21 protein-coding genes are annotated in these 21,388 nt (G+C 30.4%); 11 read left to right on the top strand and 10 right to left on the bottom strand.

Annotated elements, in window-relative coordinates:
• Nucleotides 1–120 precede the first annotated feature (120 nt).
• Complete coding sequence (locus LOS86_RS02245) at nt 121–1,683, top strand: OmpA family protein (RefSeq protein WP_231843040.1); 1,563 nt, start codon at nt 121–123, stop codon at nt 1,681–1,683.
• Nucleotides 1,684–1,709: 26 nt separating this feature from the next.
• Nucleotides 1,710–1,844 carry a hypothetical protein gene (locus tag LOS86_RS13645; RefSeq protein WP_255674281.1) on the top strand — a complete coding sequence of 45 codons (135 nt, stop codon included), beginning with the start codon at nt 1,710–1,712 and terminating at the stop codon, nt 1,842–1,844.
• Between the two features lie 43 nt (nt 1,845–1,887).
• On the opposite strand, the gene clpX is transcribed toward LOS86_RS13645, so the two are convergent.
• From clpX to LOS86_RS02205, 8 genes are all read right to left on the bottom strand, one after another.
• Nucleotides 1,888–3,120: an ATP-dependent Clp protease ATP-binding subunit ClpX gene (gene clpX, locus LOS86_RS02240; RefSeq protein ID WP_231843039.1), complete on the bottom strand. Its 1,233-nt coding sequence runs from the start codon at nt 3,118–3,120 to the stop codon at nt 1,888–1,890.
• A gap of 81 nt (nt 3,121–3,201) precedes the next feature.
• A complete protein-coding gene (clpP, locus tag LOS86_RS02235) occupies nt 3,202–3,858 on the bottom strand; it encodes an ATP-dependent Clp endopeptidase proteolytic subunit ClpP (RefSeq protein WP_231843038.1) in 657 nt (218 codons plus the stop codon).
• Between the two features lie 108 nt (nt 3,859–3,966).
• The gene (gene tig / locus LOS86_RS02230; protein ID WP_231843037.1) at nt 3,967–5,292 is read right to left on the bottom strand and encodes a trigger factor; all 1,326 of its coding nucleotides are present in this window, start codon (nt 5,290–5,292) and stop codon (nt 3,967–3,969) included.
• Nucleotides 5,293–5,392: 100 nt separating this feature from the next.
• Entirely contained in the window at nt 5,393–5,737 is a 345-nt protein-coding gene (locus tag LOS86_RS02225) for a phage holin family protein (protein WP_231843036.1), read from the bottom strand.
• 71 nt (nt 5,738–5,808) lie between these two features.
• Complete coding sequence (locus LOS86_RS02220; RefSeq protein WP_231843035.1) at nt 5,809–7,377, bottom strand: G-D-S-L family lipolytic protein; 1,569 nt, start codon at nt 7,375–7,377, stop codon at nt 5,809–5,811.
• A 17-nt stretch (nt 7,378–7,394) separates the two neighbouring features.
• Entirely contained in the window at nt 7,395–8,621 is a 1,227-nt protein-coding gene (locus tag LOS86_RS02215; protein ID WP_231843034.1) for an OmpP1/FadL family transporter, read from the bottom strand.
• Between the two features lie 120 nt (nt 8,622–8,741).
• Nucleotides 8,742–9,506, bottom strand: a complete 765-nt coding sequence (locus tag LOS86_RS02210; protein ID WP_231843033.1) for an alpha/beta fold hydrolase — start codon at nt 9,504–9,506, stop codon at nt 8,742–8,744.
• Nucleotide 9,507: 1 nt separating this feature from the next.
• On the bottom strand, nt 9,508–10,221 hold the full coding sequence (locus LOS86_RS02205) for a pyridoxine 5'-phosphate synthase (protein WP_231843032.1): 714 nt from the start codon (nt 10,219–10,221) through the stop codon (nt 9,508–9,510).
• A gap of 93 nt (nt 10,222–10,314) precedes the next feature.
• Here LOS86_RS02205 and LOS86_RS02200 point away from each other — a divergent pair, with 93 nt between their 5' ends.
• From LOS86_RS02200 to murI, 8 genes are all read left to right on the top strand, one after another.
• The gene (locus LOS86_RS02200) at nt 10,315–10,974 is read left to right on the top strand and encodes a CBS domain-containing protein (protein ID WP_231843031.1); all 660 of its coding nucleotides are present in this window, start codon (nt 10,315–10,317) and stop codon (nt 10,972–10,974) included.
• A gap of 12 nt (nt 10,975–10,986) precedes the next feature.
• On the top strand, nt 10,987–11,871 hold the full coding sequence (locus LOS86_RS02195; RefSeq protein ID WP_231843030.1) for an NAD kinase: 885 nt from the start codon (nt 10,987–10,989) through the stop codon (nt 11,869–11,871).
• Between the two features lie 121 nt (nt 11,872–11,992).
• Entirely contained in the window at nt 11,993–12,676 is a 684-nt protein-coding gene (gene porG / locus LOS86_RS02190) for a type IX secretion system protein PorG (RefSeq protein ID WP_231843029.1), read from the top strand.
• A gap of 1 nt (nt 12,677) precedes the next feature.
• A complete protein-coding gene (gene uppS / locus LOS86_RS02185) occupies nt 12,678–13,421 on the top strand; it encodes an undecaprenyl pyrophosphate synthase (RefSeq protein WP_231843028.1) in 744 nt (247 codons plus the stop codon).
• Entirely contained in the window at nt 13,351–16,044 is a 2,694-nt protein-coding gene (gene bamA / locus LOS86_RS02180) for an outer membrane protein assembly factor BamA (RefSeq protein WP_231843027.1), read from the top strand. Before uppS ends, bamA begins: the two co-directional genes overlap by 71 nt.
• Before the next feature lie 108 nt (nt 16,045–16,152).
• The gene (locus LOS86_RS02175; protein WP_231843026.1) at nt 16,153–17,199 is read left to right on the top strand and encodes an OmpH/Skp family outer membrane protein; all 1,047 of its coding nucleotides are present in this window, start codon (nt 16,153–16,155) and stop codon (nt 17,197–17,199) included.
• Between the two features lie 24 nt (nt 17,200–17,223).
• Nucleotides 17,224–17,727, top strand: coding sequence for an OmpH/Skp family outer membrane protein (locus LOS86_RS02170; protein ID WP_231843025.1), 504 nt, complete (start codon nt 17,224–17,226; stop codon nt 17,725–17,727).
• 76 nt (nt 17,728–17,803) lie between these two features.
• Nucleotides 17,804–18,583, top strand: a complete 780-nt coding sequence (murI, locus tag LOS86_RS02165) for a glutamate racemase (protein ID WP_231843024.1) — start codon at nt 17,804–17,806, stop codon at nt 18,581–18,583.
• 1 nt (nt 18,584) lies between these two features.
• Here the strand turns inward: murI and LOS86_RS02160 are convergent, their stop codons facing one another.
• Together LOS86_RS02160 and LOS86_RS02155 are read right to left on the bottom strand one after the other, a co-directional pair.
• Nucleotides 18,585–19,100, bottom strand: coding sequence for a gamma carbonic anhydrase family protein (locus LOS86_RS02160; RefSeq protein ID WP_231843023.1), 516 nt, complete (start codon nt 19,098–19,100; stop codon nt 18,585–18,587).
• 62 nt (nt 19,101–19,162) lie between these two features.
• Nucleotides 19,163–20,164, bottom strand: a complete 1,002-nt coding sequence (locus LOS86_RS02155; RefSeq protein WP_231843022.1) for a PorP/SprF family type IX secretion system membrane protein — start codon at nt 20,162–20,164, stop codon at nt 19,163–19,165.
• Between the two features lie 321 nt (nt 20,165–20,485).
• On the opposite strand from LOS86_RS02155, the gene LOS86_RS02150 reads away from it, so the two are divergent.
• Nucleotides 20,486–21,385, top strand: a complete 900-nt coding sequence (locus LOS86_RS02150) for a NifU family protein (protein ID WP_231843021.1) — start codon at nt 20,486–20,488, stop codon at nt 21,383–21,385.
• Nucleotides 21,386–21,388: the final 3 nt, after the last annotated feature.

The raw sequence follows: 21,388 nt of genomic DNA, 5'->3' as shown, positions 1-21,388 counted from the left end.
CATTAAATACCAAAAAAAAGTAAATTATTTTCACTATTTATTTTTTTTGTGAAATTTTATTATATTTTTGCACAAGTTTTAAAAAAACATTAACCCCCTATTAATTAAGTATTTAATTTTATGAAACTAAGAAAAATCTTTACTTTATTTTTACTTATAGTTAATCTATTTTCTTTTGGGCAAGAACCTAGACGTTCAGAGGGAACAGAAGCAACAATAAATACTATTAATAAAAACACTAAGGGAATTTCATTTGTTATTAGTGACACAGGGATTAATTCTGAATTAAACGAAATAGGCACTACTTTTTTTAAAAATAAATATATTATTTTATCAAACAAAAAAAGACGTCATGCAGAAGTAACGGTTAATCCAATTACTAATACTCCAAATAATAATTTATATTGTGTAGATGTTAAAGAAGATGGAAGTTTATCTTTTCCATTATTATTCTCAAAAACTCTTGATTCAGAAAACGATGAAGGTTCAATAGGATTTTCTCACGATCAAAAAACAATATTTTTTACTCAAGAAGACCCAAATAGTAAAGAAAAATTCAATTTATACAGAGCGGTTCTAGATGAAAACGATGTAAAAAAATGGACAAACATCACAAACTTAAATATTGTTCCTGACGGATATTCTATTGAAACGCCAAGTGTATCATCTGATGGGAAAAAAATATTTATTGCAACAAATATCCCAGGTGGATTTGGTGGATTTGACATTTATGAAGCTACTATTAATGAAGACGGTAGCATAGGAAAACTTGTAAATTTAGGACCAAATGTAAATACAGAAGCTGATGAAAAATACCCATTCATGTCATCAGATAATAAATTTCTGTATTTCTCTTCAAAAGGTCATACTAACTTAGGTGGATATGATGTATTTAGATCGGCATATGTTGAAAACAAATTTTTAGAACCAATGAATTTAGGTACTGATTTGAATTCAAGAAGAGACGATATAGCTTTTGTTTTAACTTCACCTACAAAAGGTTACATTTCTACAGACAAACATCAATCTGGAAATTTTGATATTTTAAAATTTGAAATTAGAAAACAAGACAACATTTCTCTTAACTATATTGTTGCAGAAGAGGTTACTAAAACAGCATTACCAAACGCCAAAGTTATTGTAACTGATGAATTTGGCACAATTATTACAGAAACATTTACAGACAATAATGGTAAATTTAAATTTGCAGTTGAACCATTAACTCTTTATAATGTACAGGTGAATAAAGAAGGCTATGAAACTAAAAAAGTAAATGTAAGCTCAGGAGATACTGAAAAAAATATTTTCCTAACGCAAGAAAAAGCTGTAGTTACAGAAGATGCAATTGTTATAGAAAATATTTATTTTGATTTTAACAAATCTACAATTAAAAAAGAGTCAGAATTGTCTTTAAACAAGATTGTAGAAGTACTTAAAAGTAATACTAACATGAGCATTACAATTAATGCACATACTGACAGTAAAGGATCAGAAACTTACAATCAAAAATTATCTGAGAGTAGAGCAAAAGCAGCTTATCAATATTTAATTAAAAAAGGAATTCCTACTAATCAATTATCTTATAAAGGATATGGAGAAAGTGAACTTCTAGAAAAATGTGATAAGTGTACAGCAGAACAAGATCAAAAAAATCGTAGAATTGAATTCAAAATTATAAAATAAATTCTCCTCAATTAAACTCAAAAAAAATGAAAAAAATCTCATTAGTAGTAGCGGTATCAACATTAGTATTATTAACATCTTGCTCAAGCGGATGGAGTTGCCAAAAAAGATATTGCAACACAAAACAATCAAAAACATTAGAACAAAAGAAAAATGCATAATACAAAAAAAGGTTGCCAATCGGCAACCTTTTTTATTAAGATATTAAGAAACTGCTTTTAAACGCTGAAGTAAATTTTTACTTAGACTCTTTTCAGCATAACCTTTTGTTACTTGTAAATTTGTTTCGTTTGAACTAGGTAACTCATACATAGCATCAGTCAAAATAGCTTCACATAACGAGCGCAAACCTCTTGCTCCTAATTTGTATTCTAATGCTTTAGAAACAATATAATCAAGTGCTTCTTCTTCAAAATTTAAATCCACCTCATCCATCTCAAACAATTTCTTATATTGTTTTACTAAGGCGTTTTTAGGTTCTGTTAAAATAGCTCTTAACGTTTCCGCATCTAAAGGATCCATATGTGTTAAAACTGGTAATCGACCTATGATTTCTGGTATTAATCCAAAATCTTTAACATCTTTTGGAATCAAATATTGAAGTAAATTATCCTTATCAATTTGATCTGTTCCTATTGACGAACTATAGCCTACCGCTTGTCTATTTAAACGTTTTGAAATAATTCTTTCAATTCCGTCAAAAGCACCACCTGCGATGAACAAGATATTTTGTGTATTAACTTCCACAAATTTTTGATCTGGATGTTTTCTTCCTCCTTTTGGTGGAACATTAACCACTGTTCCTTCTAATAATTTCAACAATGCTTGTTGTACACCTTCTCCCGAAACATCTCGAGTAATGGATGGATTATCACTTTTACGAGCAATTTTATCGATTTCGTCAATAAATACGATTCCTCTTTCAGCTTTAGCGACGTCGTAATCAGCTGCTTGTAACAAACGAGTTAAAATACTTTCTACATCTTCCCCTACATAACCCGCTTCAGTTAAAACAGTTGCATCAACGATAGCCAATGGAACATTCAACATTTTTGCAATTGTTTTTGCAACTAATGTTTTTCCAGTTCCGGTTTGACCCACCATTAAGATGTTACTTTTTTCAATCTCAACTTCGTCTTCTAATTGAACTTGCATCAAACGTTTATAGTGATTGTAAACAGCTACACTCATTACTTTCTTCGTTTGTTCTTGTCCAATTACATAATCATCTAAAAACGCACGAATCTCTTTTGGTTTTAAAAGAATTAAATCGGCAATCAAATTAGAATTACCTGATTGTTTTAATTCCTCTAAAACAATTCCGTGAGCTTGTTCGATACATTTGTCGCAAATATGCGCATTAATCCCTGCAATTAATAAATTGGTTTCAGGCTTTTTCCTTCCGCAGAATGAACACTCTAATACTTCTTTAGCCATCCTTTTTTAGTTAGCAGTCACAGTATACAGTCACAGTTATATCGCTGAAAACTGTGACTGAAAACTGAAAACTATATTTATTTATCTTGTTAAAACCTCATCAATCATTCCGTATTCTTTTGCTTCAGCAGCAATCATCCAGTAATCTCTTTCACTGTCTTTATAAACTTTCTCGTAAGGTTGTTTTGAATGATGAGAAATGATTTGATATAATTCTTCTTTTAATTTCAACATTTCTTTCAAGTTGATTTCCATATCCGTTGCCACTCCTTGAGCTCCTCCTGATGGTTGGTGAATCATTACTCTTGAATGTGGTAAAGCCGAACGTTTTCCATCAGCCCCAGCACATAATAAAACCGCTCCCATTGAAGCCGCCATTCCTGTACAAATTGTAGCTACATCAGGTTTTACAAATTGCATTGTATCATAGATTCCTAATCCAGCATACACACTTCCACCTGGTGAATTAATATAAATACTGATATCTTTAGAAGCATCAACACTTTCTAAAAACAACAATTGCGCCTGAATAATGTTTGCTACATAATCATCAACTCCTGTTCCTAAGAATATAATTCTATCCATCATTAAACGAGAGAACACATCCATTGAAGCAACATTTAATTGACGCTCTTCAATGATGTATGGAGTCATACTGCTCACAATTTTATCGTAATATAAACTGTTTACTCCGTGATGCTTCGTAGCATATTTTTTAAATTCTTTTCCGTAGTTCATTTTATGACTTATTTTAAATAATTAATGTTATAAATCTGAATAAAATTCAGAATAAAAAAAGCGTCAAAACTAGTCTGACGCTCAAAGATAATTATTTTTTGTGAGATATTATTCTCCGTACATTTCTTTGATGAATTGCTCGTAATTAACCTCTTTAGTTTTAGCTTTTACTTTTTCTTTGTAAAGACCTAACATTTTTTCGCTCATTACTTGCTCTGATAAACGTTTCACCTCGTCTTGATTAGACATTACACGAGCAACAATTCCATTAATTTCATCTTCTGATGGATTTAATTGACCAAATTGTGCCATTTGTTTCTTGATTAAATCAGCAGTATGCGCTTGTAAATCTTCAAACGTAATTTGTAAATTATTTTCAGCCATTACTTTCCCTTCAATTAATTGGAAACGTAATCCTTTTTCAGATTTTACATACTCTTCTTCAGCTTGCTCTGCAGTTAATGGAGTTTCACCTACGTTTTGAATCCATCTTTTTAAGAATTCAGCTGGCAAATCAAATTTTGTATTTTCAATTAAAAACTCAGTAACATCATTTAAGAATTTTTGATCAGCTTGTTGAGCAAATTGTCCTTCAGCATCTTCTTTGATTTTAGCTTTTAATTCTTCAACAGAAGAAATAACTCCAGGTCCAAATAATTTATCAAATAATTCTTGATTTAACTCTGCTTTTTCAATTGAATTAATTTCTTCAATTGTAAAATCAACATTGATATCTAAACCGTGAACATCATCATGACTTACTTTTAAGTAATCCATTAATTTGTGATCGTCATCAAATAAACCTTTAGTTCCGATAGTTACAATATCACCTACTTTTTTACCAACAAATGCTTTAGCTGTTTTTTTGTCAGCAAAAATATCTAAACTAAAGTTTGCTGGAGCGTTGATTCCTTTTTCTTCGTTAGTAAAAGTCCCTCTAACTTCATAATCTGCTTTTACTTCAGCTTGAGAAATTAATTTTCCGTATTGTTTTTGGATTCTTTCAACTTGCTCATTCAACATTTTATCATCAGCAATAACATTGAACTTTGTAATATTATTTTTCGCTGTTAAATCAACTGAAAATTGAGGTGCTAATCCTAATTCAAAATCAAAAGATAAATCATCATTATCCCAGTTAAAATCTTCTGTTACTTTTGGAAGAGGGTTACCCAGAATATCTAATTTTTCAGCAACTAAATAATCGTTTAAAGACGATTGTAAAATTTTATTTACTTCATCTAATAATACTGCTTTACCATATTGCTTATGGATTAAACTCATTGGAACTGCTCCTTTTCTGAATCCCGGAATTGAAGCATTTTTTCTATAATCAGCTAATACTTTTTCTACTTTATCAGAATAATCTTCTTTTGTAATTGCTACTGTTACAATAGCATTCAAATCATCAACTTGCGTTTTTGTAATGTTCATTATTTCTTTTATTTAATACCATAAAATTTGGGTTGCAAAATTATAGAATTTTTACAACCCAAACAAGTTTTTAATTCATTGAAATTCAAATCGCTAAAAATTAATCTTCACTCACAAAGATTTTATTTAAAACAGATTGACTAATAGACAACAAAACACTAAAAATCAAAGCAGTTAAAAATCCATCAACTCTAAATTCATCAATAAAATAATCGCATATCAAAATAATGATTGCATTAATTACCAAAAGAAACAAACCTAGAGTAAATAGTGTAACAGGAATGGTAAGAAAAACAAGTATTGGTTTTAAAAAAGTGTTTAACAAACTCAATACAACAGCTACCATTAAGGCTCCTGTTAAGCTAGTAATGGTAACACCCGGAACAAGATAAGAAAGAACAAATACTATAATTGCACTTAAAAGGAGTTTAATAATTAAATTCATTTTCTTCAATTTTTATTACTACTAAAAAAGGCATCAATAATGATGCCTTTTCTTATATAAAGTATAAAATATTAATTAGTCTGTAAAATTGTCGCACCTGGTAGGCTTGGAGCGTATACATAAGGTATATTTGCATTATAATGATTATTAATCACTTTAATTATTTCATTTGCAATCACCCCATAGCCTTTTGCATTTGGATGCACACCATCTAAAGAAAATAATACTGAACTTGCAGTAGCTGAAGAAAAATAATTTGCCGTATAAACAGTTCCATCTTCAATTCTTAAACCAGTCACCAATTGATTCATAATAGCATTCATATCTGCAACAGCAAGATCATTAGAATTTGCAATTGAAACAATTGTTGCGTTGTAAGCCGCTGTAGCATTAGCTACTTTGTTTTTTTCATTTGACGTCAAAATCCATTTGTTTGCTAATGGCTGTGTAACTCCTTGGATATTAAATGGAGTCGGATTAGCCGAAGTAGTACCTATTACAGACGAAGCAGGTAAAACAATTAAATCAGCAGATGTTGTTTGTCTAGCTTTACCGTATAAAGCCCCTAAAGTTGAAGCATTTGCAATTAATAATGGATCTCCAGAATTATTTGCATAAAATGTTATTTGTGCGCTTAAATCTGTCAAATCTGCATCATTGATTAATACGGGATTAGAAACTCCATCTGTTAAGTTTAACGGTGCAATTCTTCCATTAGTAGCAACTGCTAAAAATTGATATAATTGAACTAATAATGCTGCTTGTGGATTTGCATTTAAAGCCGCATCCGAAACAGGCGCATATGGAACAGTTGTAAAATAAGGAATAGAGGTTACACTTGGAATTGTACATACCACTCCTTTTGCACCATTTGATGTTAATGTTGTAATAATCGTTGAATAAACACTTGCAAACACATTTGAATTTGTAATATCGTTTGCTCCATAAGTAGCAGGATTAGTATTACCAGTTACATTGTGATCATTCGCTGGCGTTACACCATCAGATTGAGCACCACCATTTGTAGCATATGACAATACATCATTTGCACCAATCCAGTTGGTAAAAAATGTTGGATTCTTAGACATAGCATCTCCTAATACAGTAGTGGTAGGTGAAGTAGCATGTCTAACAAAGTATGGATTTGCTTGTCCTAAAGCAACACCTGCAATATTTCCATAACCTTGCGCTATTAAGTGAAAAGATTTTGCGCCAGGCACTCCCATGTTATTATAAGCTGTAGCTTGTAAATTAGAAACTTCAATTGTCGAAGAACCCGCAATATTTTCAGGTCGACCTTCTGATGCGTCAATTACCAATCTTGTACTTGCAATTGGGAAACCACCTAATAACAATCCTCCTAAATTATTAACGTCATCTGCGTAAGAAGGCTGTGTAAATTCACCACCTCCAACTAAAGCAAACTGTTGCGCTAATAAATTAGGAAAAGAATTGGTTTGACTTCCTCTTGAAACCGTACCATCCATATAACCCGCAGTTAATGAATTTCCAACAGCTACATAAGTTGTAAAATCAGCATCTCCAGAAGTATAGTTTGCACTTACTTCGTTTTCAAATTCTGGTTCACATGAAGCAAAACCAGCTGCTATAATAGCTAAATATATAAATTTATTTTTCATCTTTCTAATATTAAAAATTAAAACCCGTAAGTTATACCTATTCCAGGTGAAAATACAACTGACTTGTACGTACCTCCAAAACTACTTCCATCGCTTACATAATCATAAGAATTATCCACTTCATCAAAATGTAAGTATAAGAACGAAACATCAATTCCTAATTTACTATTTACTTGATATGTTAATCCTCCTGTATATCCCATAGAATCGTTTCTTGGAGTTTCAGGTGCAAAATATCCATCTTGTACTGGACTTTCATCAAAATACCAACCTGCTCTAAAAGTAAATTTATCATTCGCTTTATATTGGGTACCTACCCTGTAAGTACTAGAACTTTTATAATTTCTGGGATTATTTGAATCTGGAAGTGCTGGATTTGTAAAATCTACATATAAATTCTCATAAACACTCCACATTGCTCTATTATAATCAAAAGCAACTAACCATTTATTTGTCACTTGGTAAGACATACCAACAGTTAACTCTGCAGGTAAAGGTAAATCAGCATTAAATTTTGTTGTTGGAGCTGTAGTAGGATAATCATTAAAAGTTGCATCACCATCACGAGCTTCCATCATTATTTCAGAACGGTAATTCATACCAATTCTGAATTTATCCGTTGGATTAAACATAAAACCAGCAGTATAACCCCAAGCAGTAATTCCTTTAGACTCAATAGTCAAATCTGTTCTATCACCTTCAAAATTTATTGTTGATCTATCTACATTTCTATTAAAATTAACTGAACCTGTTGCAAAAATAGGACCACCACCAATGCTAAAATGTTCACCAATTCTAACCGAAATTGATGGTTGAACAAAAATTGCTTTTAAATCAATGTTGTTAACCAAATGAGAACCCTGCCAATCTTGATCCCATTCTACAGAACTTCCGTAAGGAGTATAAACTGCTAATCCAGCGGTAAACCAATCATTTAATTTATACGTAGCATACACATTAAATGGAGTACCTAAATTATTAGTCTCTGCTTCCCAATTGTATTGAGAATTTTGAAATTTTGTATTAGCAAATAATGCGTTTCCACCCACTGATAAGTTAAACTTTTTATCCAAATAAGCCATACCTGCTGGGTTAAAAAACGCAACCTCAGCGCTATTAACCACCGCAACACCCGTGTGTCCCATAGCCAATTGTTTTTGACCTTGAATACTAACTCTATATCCACCTGCAAATGCAGTAGAGCCAGCTAAAGCCAATAATGTTAAAGAAAGTAATTTTCTCATAATGTAAAATGTGTTAGTTTTTTCTTTGTTTGTAAAATCTTAACTTCAAAATTATAACAAAATATGAATTTTACAATTTTTTTAACTAAAAAATTATGCATGCATAATTTTTTAGTAGAATTATTTTATAAAATTAATAACATAAGTGAAGAAATCTTTTGGATTTTCTGCATGCAACCAATGTCCGGCATTTTGTACAGTTTTAATATTTGCTTCTGGAAAATGATGATAAATGGTTTCAAAATCACTATCCAAAATATAATCTGACTTATCACCTCTTAAAAACAAGGTTTCTTTATTAAAAATGTTTTCAAATGGTAATGCTGTTCCAATAACTTCAATTTTCTCATTGAACACTTTTAAATTAAATCGGAAAGCCAATTGTTCTGGTGCAGCCCAATATAAATTTTTCAATAAAAATTGTCGCGTTCCAAAATCTTTAATGTATCCCGAAACAATTTCTTCTACTTCACCTCTATTTGGTTTTTTTGAAAAATCTACAGCATTTAAAGCAGCTAAAATAGTTTGATGATGTGGCGCATAATATTTTGGACCAATATCCGCTACTATTAATTTAGACACCAATTCAGGATGCGTTGTTGCTAAAAGCATTGCTACTTTTCCACCCATCGAATGCCCGATAATGTTGATATTTGTTAGTTGATGATAATCGCAATATTGTTTTACATCTTGAGCCATTATTTCATACGAAAAATCATCCGAATGAAAACTCTTTCCGTGATTTCGTAAATCTATAGCGTGAACTTGAAAACCTTCATTAGCAAATTGAGTACCTAAAGTTTTCCAATTGTCTGACATCCCTAAAAACCCATGAATAATAACTAAAGGCTTTCCTTCTCCTTCTATCCTTGAATGTAATAACATCTTATTTCAATTTTTGAAGATACATATTCACAACATTTTCCAATCCTAGATATAAGGATTCTGAAATTAATGCATGACCAATAGAAACCTCAAGCAATCCTGGGATATTCTCTTTAAAAAACTTGATATTATCTAAGCTCAAATCATGACCTGCATTAATTCCTAAACCTAGTTCATTTGCTTTTAAAGCTGCCTTAACATAAGGTTCAATTCCTTTTTTATTACCTAATCCATACTCATGAGCAAATGATTCGGTATACAATTCAATTCTTTCTGTTCCAGTTGCTTTTGCGCCTTCAATCATTCTTTCATCAGCATCAACAAAAATAGAAGTTCTAATTCCATTTCTTTGAAACTCTTGAATTACTTCTAATAAATACGAGTGATGTTTAATAGTATCCCAACCCGCATTTGAAGTCAGAGCGCCAATTGCATCTGGCACTAAAGTAACTTGAGTTGGCTTGCACTCTAGAACCAAATCAATAAAATTATGTTGCGGATTTCCTTCTATATTATACTCAGTGTAAACAACCGATTTTAAATCGCGTGCATCTTGATAACGAATATGTCTTTCGTCTGGTCTTGGATGAATCGTAATTCCATCTGCACCAAACTGCTGAATATCTTTTGCAACTTTCAATAAATCAGGAACATTACCTCCTCTTGAATTACGGAGAGTAGCAATTTTATTAATATTTACTGATAACTTTGTCATAATAATTTTAATTTATACAAAAATACAAAGTATAAGTTAGCTAGCATGTGGTATTTTTTGATTATTTTGCGATATAATTTCAATAAACCAAAAATGCATAATTTATCGAGCTATATTAATAACGAAATAAAACCACTAAAAAACACAGATTCTATAGCTGATGCTCAGGATTTGTTTTTAGATTTCCCATATTCACATTTTCCTGTAACAGAAGATGGTGTGTATATAGGATGCCTAAATAAAGAAAGTGTAGATCTTTTAAATAGTGATAGCATTATTAACGATAGTAGATTTCATTTTGAACGATTCTTTGTTCGAAATAACACCATTTGGTTAGATGTTTTAGAGATTTTTGCTAAAAACGACAGCAATATTATTCCGGTTTTGGATGAAAAAAACACGTATTTAGGCTATTATGAACTTGAAGATGTAATACGTTTTTTTCATGAAACACCCTTTTTAAAAGAAGAAGGAGGAATAATAGTAGTAGAAAAAGAATCCGATAAATTTTCTATGAGCCAAGTAGCTCAAATAGTTGAAAGCAACAATGCCAAAATATTAGGATTGTTCATCTCTACGATTTCTGGAAACAAAGTAGAAATTACCATAAAGATAAGTCAAAGCGGTTTAAACGATATCATTCAAACATTCAGACGATTTGAATATGAAATTATTTCAGAGCATCAAGAAGATTCGTATTTAAATAGTTTAAAAGAACGCTCAGATTACTTAGATAAATACTTAAATATTTAAATTAAGGTCCTAATGAAAATAGCATTATTTGGTCAGTATTATCAAAACAGCACAGCCGAAACAGTTCATAAAGTTGTAACATTTTTAGAATCTAAAGAAATTGAAATTACTTTTGAAGCAACCTTTTTATCTATTTTAAAAGAAAAAAATATCCTTTCAAAAGATTACAAAACCTACTCAAATTATTCCACTTTAGATAGCGACTGTAAAGCATTGATAAGCATTGGAGGAGACGGAACTATATTAAAAGCAGCTACGTTTGTTAGAGATAAAAATATCCCAATAATTGGAATAAACTCTGGAAGATTAGGTTTTTTAGCTACGATTCAATTAGATAATATTGAACCACTACTTCAAAAACTACTTGATAATGATTATGCTATCTCTAAGAGAACTTTATTAAGCATTAAGACTACTCCTGATTATGAAAATTTTAGTGAATTAGATTTTGCATTAAACGAAGTAACTGTAGCTCGAAAAGACACAACTTCGATGATTACTATTATCACTTATTTAAATAGAGAATATCTTACTTCTTATTGGGCAGACGGACTTATTATTTCAACTCCAACAGGCTCTACTGGATATTCATTAAGCTGTGGTGGTCCAGTTCTTACACCTAATGTTGCCAGTTTGGTCATTACCCCAATGGCACCTCACAACTTAAATGCTAGACCTTTAGTAATTACAGATGATATGGAAATAGAGCTAAGAATTTCTGGGAGAGAAGAACAATTCTTGATTTCATTAGACTCTAGAATTTCGGCCGTTTCTAAAGACACGATTGTAACCATAAAAAAATCTCCTTTCACGATTTCAATAATTGAATTTAAAGAGGAATCTTTCCTAAATACCATTCGAAAAAAACTACTTTGGGGTGAAGACAAAAGAAATTAACATTCTTTTTTATATCATTTTTCATTTTTTAACGTTTTAAGCGTTTTAAATAACAACAAAAAAATCCCATAAAATAGGGATAAGTAGTCAATATTGTTATATTTGCAAACTATTTTAAAAAATGAAGTACTTTTTATTTTATATATTACTGATTTTCTGCGGTTTCAACACCTATTCTCAAATTAATGAATTAGGAGTGTTTGGAGGTGGTATTAACTATATTGGAGATGTTGGACCTACCGATTATATTTCGCCAAACGAGCCTGCTTTTGGAATTATTTACAAGTGGAATAGAAGTCCGAGACATGCTTATAGATTTTCCTATATGCAAGGAAAACTAACTTCTAATGATGCTGACAGTGATATTCCAAGTAGAAATTTAAGAGGGAATTCATTTGAAAATAAAGTAAAGGAATTTTCAGCTGGATTAGAGTTTAATTTTATGGACTTTAATTTACATGATGGTGAACCTAAAATTTCTCCATATGTTTATTCTGGAATAAGCTATTTTATTTATGATGAAATTTTTATTTTAGATAACAATAGTAGATTAGATTACCAAAGTAGCACTTTTGCAATACCTATGGTTTTAGGAATAAAAGCAAGAGTTTTAGACAAATTTATTTTAGCAGCAGAAGTTGGATTTAGATATACTTTCACCGATAATTTAGATGGAAGTAATCCTAAAAATGATAATTTTGAAACTTTACGTTTTGGAAATAAAAATAGTAACGATTGGTATGTATTTACTGGTTTAACATTAACTTATACATTTGGGCAAAACCCATGTTTTTGTGCAGAATAATATGGAATTATTAAAAAAAATAAATACCGATTATTTACCTCAACATTTAGCCATAATAATGGATGGAAATGGCAGATGGGCTAAACAAAAAGGAATGCTTCGTGCCTTTGGCCATGAAAATGGAACAAAGTCAGTACGAACAACTGTAGAAGCTTGTGCTAAATTAGGCATTAAAAATCTAACACTTTATGCTTTTTCAACTGAAAACTGGAACCGACCAAAACTAGAAGTTGACACTCTTATGAAGTTATTAGTTTCCTCTTTAAAGAAAGAAATTAAAACTTTACAAGCTAATAATATCAAATTAAACGCCATTGGAAATTTAACAAATTTACCTGATAGCGTACAAAAAGAATTACAAGAAGTAATTGAAAAAACAGCTGAAAACACAAGGATGACATTAACTTTAGCATTAAGTTATGGTGCAAGAGAAGAGTTAATTCAAGCTGTTAAAAAAATAACGAACAAAGTTAAAAATAATATAATTTCTGAAGAGGCTATTGACGAATCAATTATTAATCAGCATCTTTACACACACAATTTACCTGATGTAGATTTAGTAATTAGAACGAGTGGTGAACACAGGATAAGTAATTTTCTATTATGGCAAATAGCTTACGCTGAGTTTTATTTTACTGAAGTACTATGGCCCGATTTTTCAGAAAACCATTTGTATGAAGCAATTATTAGTTATCAAAAAAGAGAACGCAGATTTGGAAAAACAAGCGAACAAATTATACCTTAAAAAAATGTTTAAAAAAGGATTACAATTATTTTCAATAGTAACATTATTATTTACTACTTCTTTATTTGCACAAGAAACTAAATTAGAAAGTGGAAAACCCTATATACTTGCTAAAATTGATGTAACTGGAAAGATTAGTTATAACGAACAAACGATTACCACTTTTACAGGATTAGAAAAAGGTCAAGAAATTATTGTTCCTGGTGAAGATATTAGTAATGCAATCAAAAAATTATGGAAGTTAGGTTTGTTTTCTGACGTTAATTTTTATGTGAATAAAATTGAAGGTGATAGTATCTTTTTAGAACTAAACATGAACGAATTACCTAAATTATCCGATGTTAAAATACAAGGAGTTAAAAAAGGTAAAATTGAAGAACTAATTAAAGAAACCGATTTAAAAAAAGGTAAAATTGTAAATGAAAATTTAATTACTACCACAAAAAATTATATCGAGAATAAATATAAAAAAGACGGTTTTTATCAAACTAAAGTTGCTATAAACATTATACCTGATAGTTTAGACACTGAGGTAAAAATGGTAGTAAATATTGATAAAGGAAGTAAAGTAAAAGTAAAAAGCATAGTATTTGAAGGAAATAATCAATTGAGTGATTCAAAACTTAAAAAAACCTTTAAAAACACGAAACAAAGAAATCCAATTCGAATTTTCAAGAAGTCTAAATATATCAAAGAAAAGTACAAAGAAGATTTAGCTAAAGTAATTGAAAAATATAAAGAAAAAGGAAATAGAGATGCTAGAATTATTTCTGATTCTGTAATTTATGATAAAAAATCAAACACTATTTCTATTAAAGTAAAACTAGAAGAAGGAAGAAAATATTATTTTGGAGATATTCGTTATTTAGGAAATACTGTTTATACAGAACGTCAACTAAATTCTATATTAGGAATTAAAAAAGGAGATGTTTATAATGGAACCATTCTTCAAAAAAGGATAGCTGATCAAACAAAACCTGACGGTGAAGATTTAACTAATTTGTATCAAAATAACGGATATTTATTCTCTAGCATTAACCCAGTTGAGGTAAGAACAGAAAATGATACTATTGATTTTGAAATTAGAATTACAGAAGGTCCTATCGCTTATTTCAATAAAATTACAGTTGTAGGAAATGACAAAACAAACGACCATGTAATTTACAGAGAGTTAAGAACAAAACCTGGTCAAAAATACAGTAAAGAAGACTTAATTCGTTCGATACGTGAAATTGGCCAATTAGGATTCTTTGACCCAGAAGCTATTAAACCCGATTTTAAAAACGTTGACCCACAAGCCGGAACGGTTGACATTGAATACAACGTAGTTGAAAAAGGATCAAGCCAAGTAGAATTACAAGGTGGTTATGGTGGAGGTGGATTTATTGGAACGTTAGGTTTATCGTTCAATAATTTCTCTGCTCGAAAAATGTTTAAGAAAGATGCTTATAAACCACTTCCTATGGGAGATGGACAAAGAATGTCGTTACGTTTACAAGGAAGTTCCTTTTTCCAAACCTATAGTTTATCTTTCTCAGAACCTTGGTTTGGAGGTAAAAAACCAGTAAGTTTTTCAACCTCTTTATCACACAGTAAGCAATTCTTATTTAATTCAAGAACACGTGATGTAACTAGAAGTCAAAGTTTCAATATTACATCTTTATCAGTAGGACTTGCAAAGAGATTAACTGTACCAGATGATTATTTTGTTTTATCTCAAGCGTTATCATTCCAATATTATGACTTGAATAACTATAATACAGGATTATTTACATTTGGAGATGGTGCTTCAAGAAACTTAGCTTACACAATTGGATTATCTAGAAATAGTAAAGGGGTTAACCCAATATTCCCAACTGTTGGTTCAGAATTTAGTATTTCTGGTAAATTTACATTACCATACTCATTATTCAATGGTGTAGATTATGGAAACTTAGAAAATCTTGCTGAAAACAAAGTTAGAGCTACTGAAGCTGGAGAAGCTCCAGACGGTTCAAATTATCCTGCTGGAAGTTACCTAAATAGTGAAGGATACCCAGTAACGGATCCTGCAGACGCTGCTGTTGATCGTGGAAAAGTAGACCAACAAAAATTTAATTGGTTGGAATATTACAAAATCAAGTTTAAAGCAGACAATTATAATAGAATCTACGAAAAATTAGTATTACGTACCAATGCAGAATTTGGATTCATGGGAGCTTACAACTCAGAAAGAGGTTTAGTACCTTTTGAAAGATTCTTCCTTGGAGGTGATGGTTTAGCTAACTTTGCTTTAGACGGTAGAGAAGTAATCCAATTAAGAGGATATCCAAATAACTCTTTGTCTTCTCAAGATGGAGGTACTATTTATAATAAATTCTCATTAGAATTACGTTATCCAATTACTTTAAATCAATCTGCATCTATTTATGCGTTAAGTTTCTTAGAAGCGGGTGCGGCATTTGATACTTTCAAAGAATACAACCCATTTAAACTACAACGTTCAGCTGGTTTTGGTATTCGTGTATTTATGCCTGCATTTGGATTATTAGGTATTGACTTTGCTCATGGTTTTGATGCTATTCCAGGTGAAACAGTTAAAAGTGGTTGGCAAACGCATTTTATTATTGGACAACAATTTTAAGGTTTGTTAGTACTTTTTTGTTACATTCGTAAAAATATTTTTCAATTTTATACGTTTAACAAGCATCAAAGTAGAATCAGTAATAAGATTCAGGAACAAAAAACAAATTTGAAGATGAAAAAAATATTAATATTACTTGCACTATTTTCATTTACTTCTCAAGCACAAACGGCTAGAGGAGTTAAAATTGGATATATAGACATGGAGTATATCTTAGAAAAAGTTCCAGATTATGCAGAAGCTAACAATCAATTAGAACAAAAAGCTCAAAAATGGAAGCAAGAAATTGAGGTTAAAAGAACGGAAATAGACAAACTTAAAGATGCTTTAAAAACAGAAAGAGTTTTATTAACTAAAGAATTAATTGAAGAACGAGAAGAAGAAATTGCCTATTTAGAAAAAGAACTTCTTGAATATCAAGAAAAGCGTTTTGGACCAAAAGGTGATTTAATAGTTCAAAAAACAGTATTAATTAAACCTATACAAGACCAAATTTTTACTATAGTTCAAGATGTTGCTGAACAAAGAAAATATGATTTCATTTTTGATAAGTCTTCAGATTTAACTATGTTATTTGCAGCTCAAAAATATGATATTAGCGATTTTGTAATTAAAAAATTAGCTGCTTCTCAAAAAAGAGAAGAAATGACTAAAAAGCAATTAAAAGCACAAGAAGCTAAAGATGCATTAGAAGAATCTCTTGAAGAAAATCCAGCTTACACAGAACGTCAAAGAATTTTAGATGAGAAAAAAGCAGCTAGAGAAAAATTAATTGAAGAACGCAAATTAGCTAACGAACAAAAGAAAGCAGAAGCTGCTGAAAAAAGAAAAAAATTACTTGAAGAAAGAGATGCTAAAAAAAATGGCACAGTAATTGAAAAAGACTCTAAAGAAACTGAAAACAAATCAGAAGTAAAAGAGGAAAATAAAGATAATGTTACTGATGAATCAAAAGCCAAAGAAGAAAATGTAGAAGGAGAAAAAAAATTAACTCCTGCTGAAATTAGACAAAAAGCTATTGATGAAAGAAATAAAAAATTAGAAGAAAGAAAAAAAGCATTAGAAGAAAAAAAGAAAAAAGCTGCAGAAGCTAAAGAAGCTGCTAAAAAAGCTAAAGAACAAAAAACAGAAACAGAAACAGAGAATAAAAATTAAATAACTTAAATTTTAAAATTAAAAATGAAACATTTAAAAAAATTAGCAATTGCAATCGTACTTTTCATTGGAACTCAAGTTTCAGCTCAAACAAAAGTAGCTCATATAGACTTACAAGCATTAATGACTGCTATGCCTGAAATGAAAACGGCTCAAGAGCAAATGAAAAAAATTCAAGAGACCTATGATAAAGATTACAAAAACATGGTAGCTGAATATCAAACTAAATTACAAAAGTATGAGCAAGAAGCTCCAACAGCTGGTGATGCTTTAAACGAAACTCGTTCTAAAGAAATGCAAGATATGGGAGCTCGTATTCAACAATTCCAACAAACAGCTCAAAAAGAATTAGGTCAAAAAGAAATGGACTTATATAAACCTATCATGGAAAAAGCACAAAACGCAATTAAAAAAGTAGCTAAAGAAAAAGGCTTCAACTATGTGTTAGATGCTACAACTGGAAGCGGATTATTAGTGGCTGATGGTGTTGATATTTTAGCAGATGTAAAAAAATCTTTAGGGTTTTAATCTAACAAAACTTTATAAAAATTAAAAACTACTTAATCTCATATGAGATTAAGTAGTTTTTTTTATTTTTGTTTACATGATACAAAATAACGCAATAGGATTATTTGATTCGGGAATTGGTGGAACTTCTATTTGGAAAGAGGTTCATTCGTTATTGCCAAATGAAAATACGATCTATCTTGCGGATAGCATTAATGCTCCTTACGGATTAAAAACAAAAGAAGAGATTATTGCTTTAAGTTGTAAAAACACTGAACTACTATTAGAATTAAACTGTAAAATTATAATTGTAGCTTGTAATACTGCTACAACTAATGCCATACAAGAATTGCGAGCAAAGTATAAAGTTCCTTTCATTGGAATTGAACCTGCAATAAAACCTGCGGCCTTGCAATCAAAAACTCAAACCATTGGCATATTAGCTACAAAAGGAACGCTAAACAGCGAATTATTCCATAAAAGTGTAGCAAATCATCCCGATGTGAAAATTATTGAACAAATAGGACATGGCTTAGTTCAACTAATCGAAAATGGCGACATTAATTCCCCAGAAATGGAAGAACTTTTAAAAAGTTACCTAACCCCTATGATTGAAAAAAATATTGATTTTTTAGTATTAGGTTGTAGCCATTATCCTTATTTAATTCCGCAAATTAAAAAAATAATTCCAGAACACGTTCAAATAATTGATTCTGGTGAAGCCGTAGCAAAACAAACGCTAAATATTTTAAAACAAAATAATTTGCTTAATAATGCTAATGAAAAAAGCTCGCAAATTTTTTATACAAATAGCGAGCCTGAAGTCATAGAAACTATATTAAACCATCAAGAAAAGGTGATTTTTAAAAATTTTTAAATTAATCTTCTTTAAACCAACCCGAGTACATTACGTAATTATTTGATATACGCTGAATTTCACCAGCAAAATCACTTTGGTCAATATCTTTTACTTTTTTTGCAGGTACACCAGCATAAATACAACCAGATTCAACTATAGTGTTCTGAGTAATTACGGAGCCAGCCGCTACTATAGAATTACTTTCTATAACACAATTATCCATAACAATAGCGCCCATACCTATTAATACATTGTCTTTGATGGTACATCCATGCACAATCGCATTATGACCTATAGAAACGTTATTCCCAATTATTGTTGGATGCTTTTGATAGGTACAATGAATAACAGCGCCATCTTGTATATTTACTTTATCGCCAATGGTAATAAAATTAACATCACCCCTTACCACGGCATTAAACCACACACTACAATTAGCTCCAAAAGTAACATCACCTACAATTGTTGCATTTTCAGCCACATAACAATCTTCTGGGATTTGTGGAAATTTCCCATTTACTTCTTTAATTAACATATAAATCGTATTAAAAAAAATGTCCCGATAAATCGGGACACAAATATAATTGAAAATAGTTTTTAATTAACAGCAGGACAATTACAATCCCAAGCTTTATCCTTACAAAATACGTTAATACCTAACGTAATTTGGTGGAAACCTCCATTATCAAATTTAACATCACCCATAATATGAGAATACGTATAGGAGAACATAAATTTATCATAATTTAATCCTACAATTGGAGTAATCCATTGTAATTTTTGATCTTGTAATCCACCACTTGTGTCGCTATATTGAGCTCCATCAAAACTTCTTCTATAAGATAATCCACCCCATAATTTTCCGAAATCTAATTGTTTGTAAACTTTTAAGTTTAAGTCAATTGATTTTTCTTTAGTTTCTGATACATATTGAAACATAAATGATGGCTCGAACAATAAATTATCTTCATTACCAAAAACAGCACCTGCACTCCATAAATATTTACTTAAATTGTCAGATTCTATATCTCTGGTATATAATTCTCTTCTGCTTGCCATGAAGTTCTTAATTGTAAAGTGCGTAAAGAAATCCATATAGTGATAAGAAACACCTAAATCAATATTAAAATAAGCATCTTTTTGAACAACACCTTGAACTATTACTGGGTCAAAACCTCTATAATCTCTACCATCAATTGAACTTTGAACAAAAGCAGTACTTAAACCAAAAGATAATTGATTTAAATCTAATGTACCTCTAGAAAATCTTAAATGATGCGCATAAGTAAGTTTTGCTCCTCTTTGTGAGTGATATCCATTTTTATCATTAAACAAAATCATACCAAAACCAGAAATTCCATCTTGATCTAAAGCCGTATTAAAACTTACCGTTTGAAGTGCTGGAGCATCTTCTTGCCCAAACCATTGTTGACGACCCGTTAATCTAATTTTACCACAATTAGCCGCACCAGCCATTGAAGGATGAATTAAATAATAATTATCAGACAAATAATCTGAATATACAGCAATACCTTCTTGGGCAAAAGAAAATTGTGCTAGTAAAAATGCTAAAATAAAATAACTCTTTTTAAAATTCATTGTAGTTAAGTTTAATGAAAACATGCTTTCGTTCTATTTGTACTTCAAGGATTTTGAAAGTAAAAACAGATTCATAAAAAACAATAAAAAAATTATTTTTTACTACGAACTTGCCAAAGATATAAATTTTTAAGTTTCTTTTACATTTCAAATAAAATATTCTTAAGTTAAAATTACTTTTTTTTTAAGCAATTGATATAATTAAGCTTCTAATTATGAAATATTAATCAAAAACTAATAAAAAGTTAAAACTAAAAGAGTCTAAATAAAAGAAACCAGATGTCTTTCTAACTTTGTATCTTTGCAAAAAATAAAAGTCTTATGCAAGTTATCGCAACCAAAATAACACAAAATCCTGCCATAGTAAAGTTTGAATTGGACGAAATTATTGTGAGAACACAAAATTTTGAATTCAAAAACATTGATGAAACACAAAATTCTCCTTTGGCTAAACAATTATTCTATTTGCCATTTGTTAAAACGGTTTATATCTCTGGAAATTTTATTGCTATTGAAAAATTTTCGATTGTTGAATGGGAAGACGTTCAAGATGATGTAGCCAATCAAATAAATGATTTTATTAACAACGGAGGAACAATCATTCAGGTTGAAGAAAACAAAACGAAAAAACAACCCATTACGGTTTATGCTGAAACAACACCAAACCCTTCAGTATTGAAATTTGTTTGCAATAAACTTTTAACAAAAACCGCTTTAGAGTGCAAAAATATTGATGAAACAAATGCATCTCCACTAGCAAAAGAATTGTTTAAATTCCCATTTGTTAAAGAAGTATTTATTGATGAAAATTATATTTCAGTTACTAAATTCGCTGTTACAGAATGGGATGAAATCACATTAGAACTTAGAACATTTATCAAAGAATACATAGAAAACGGAAATCTGGTAATTGACGAAACTGCTATTGTAACGACAGAAATTCATCAAAAACAACAAGAAGCCTACTTTGATGCTCTTGATGTTACTTCGCAACAAATTATTAATATAATTGAAGAATATGTAAAACCAGCTGTTCAAAGCGATGGAGGTAATATTATGTTTGAATCTTTTGATCCTACCGAAAAAAGAGTAAAAGTTGTTTTACAAGGAGCTTGTAGCGGATGCCCGTCTTCAACATTTACTTTAAAAAACGGAATTGAAAACATGTTAAAAGACATGCTAAAAGATGAAGCAATCAAAGTTGAAGCAATCAACGGATAATTG

It is taken from the genome of Flavobacterium cyclinae, from assembly GCF_021172145.1.
Taxonomy (GTDB): Bacteria; Bacteroidota; Bacteroidia; order Flavobacteriales; family Flavobacteriaceae; genus Flavobacterium; species Flavobacterium cyclinae.
Note: the sequence above shows the minus strand (reverse complement) of the source record. Positions and strands in the feature narration are given on the sequence as shown.

Excerpts from the sequence above, each read along its gene's own strand:
- bamA (WP_231843027.1), top strand. The coding sequence starts at position 13,351 with ATGAAGCAATTATTAGTTATCAAAAAAGAGAACGCAGATTTGGAAAAA.
- porG (WP_231843029.1), top strand. The coding sequence starts at position 11,993 with ATGAAGTACTTTTTATTTTATATATTACTGATTTTCTGCGGTTTCAAC.
- LOS86_RS02195 (WP_231843030.1), top strand. The coding sequence starts at position 10,987 with ATGAAAATAGCATTATTTGGTCAGTATTATCAAAACAGCACAGCCGAA.
- clpX (WP_231843039.1), bottom strand. The coding sequence starts at position 3,120 with ATGGCTAAAGAAGTATTAGAGTGTTCATTCTGCGGAAGGAAAAAGCCT.
- LOS86_RS02200 (WP_231843031.1), top strand. The coding sequence starts at position 10,315 with ATGCATAATTTATCGAGCTATATTAATAACGAAATAAAACCACTAAAA.
- LOS86_RS02225 (WP_231843036.1), bottom strand. The coding sequence starts at position 5,737 with ATGAATTTAATTATTAAACTCCTTTTAAGTGCAATTATAGTATTTGTT.
- LOS86_RS13645 (WP_255674281.1), top strand. The coding sequence starts at position 1,710 with ATGAAAAAAATCTCATTAGTAGTAGCGGTATCAACATTAGTATTATTA.
- LOS86_RS02205 (WP_231843032.1), bottom strand. The coding sequence starts at position 10,221 with ATGACAAAGTTATCAGTAAATATTAATAAAATTGCTACTCTCCGTAAT.
- uppS (WP_231843028.1), top strand. The coding sequence starts at position 12,678 with ATGGAATTATTAAAAAAAATAAATACCGATTATTTACCTCAACATTTA.
- tig (WP_231843037.1), bottom strand. The coding sequence starts at position 5,292 with ATGAACATTACAAAAACGCAAGTTGATGATTTGAATGCTATTGTAACA.
- LOS86_RS02245 (WP_231843040.1), top strand. The coding sequence starts at position 121 with ATGAAACTAAGAAAAATCTTTACTTTATTTTTACTTATAGTTAATCTA.
- clpP (WP_231843038.1), bottom strand. The coding sequence starts at position 3,858 with ATGAACTACGGAAAAGAATTTAAAAAATATGCTACGAAGCATCACGGA.
- LOS86_RS02150 (WP_231843021.1), top strand. The coding sequence starts at position 20,486 with ATGCAAGTTATCGCAACCAAAATAACACAAAATCCTGCCATAGTAAAG.
- LOS86_RS02215 (WP_231843034.1), bottom strand. The coding sequence starts at position 8,621 with ATGAGAAAATTACTTTCTTTAACATTATTGGCTTTAGCTGGCTCTACT.
- LOS86_RS02155 (WP_231843022.1), bottom strand. The coding sequence starts at position 20,164 with ATGAATTTTAAAAAGAGTTATTTTATTTTAGCATTTTTACTAGCACAA.
- LOS86_RS02170 (WP_231843025.1), top strand. The coding sequence starts at position 17,224 with ATGAAACATTTAAAAAAATTAGCAATTGCAATCGTACTTTTCATTGGA.
- LOS86_RS02220 (WP_231843035.1), bottom strand. The coding sequence starts at position 7,377 with ATGAAAAATAAATTTATATATTTAGCTATTATAGCAGCTGGTTTTGCT.
- LOS86_RS02160 (WP_231843023.1), bottom strand. The coding sequence starts at position 19,100 with ATGTTAATTAAAGAAGTAAATGGGAAATTTCCACAAATCCCAGAAGAT.
- murI (WP_231843024.1), top strand. The coding sequence starts at position 17,804 with ATGATACAAAATAACGCAATAGGATTATTTGATTCGGGAATTGGTGGA.
- LOS86_RS02210 (WP_231843033.1), bottom strand. The coding sequence starts at position 9,506 with ATGTTATTACATTCAAGGATAGAAGGAGAAGGAAAGCCTTTAGTTATT.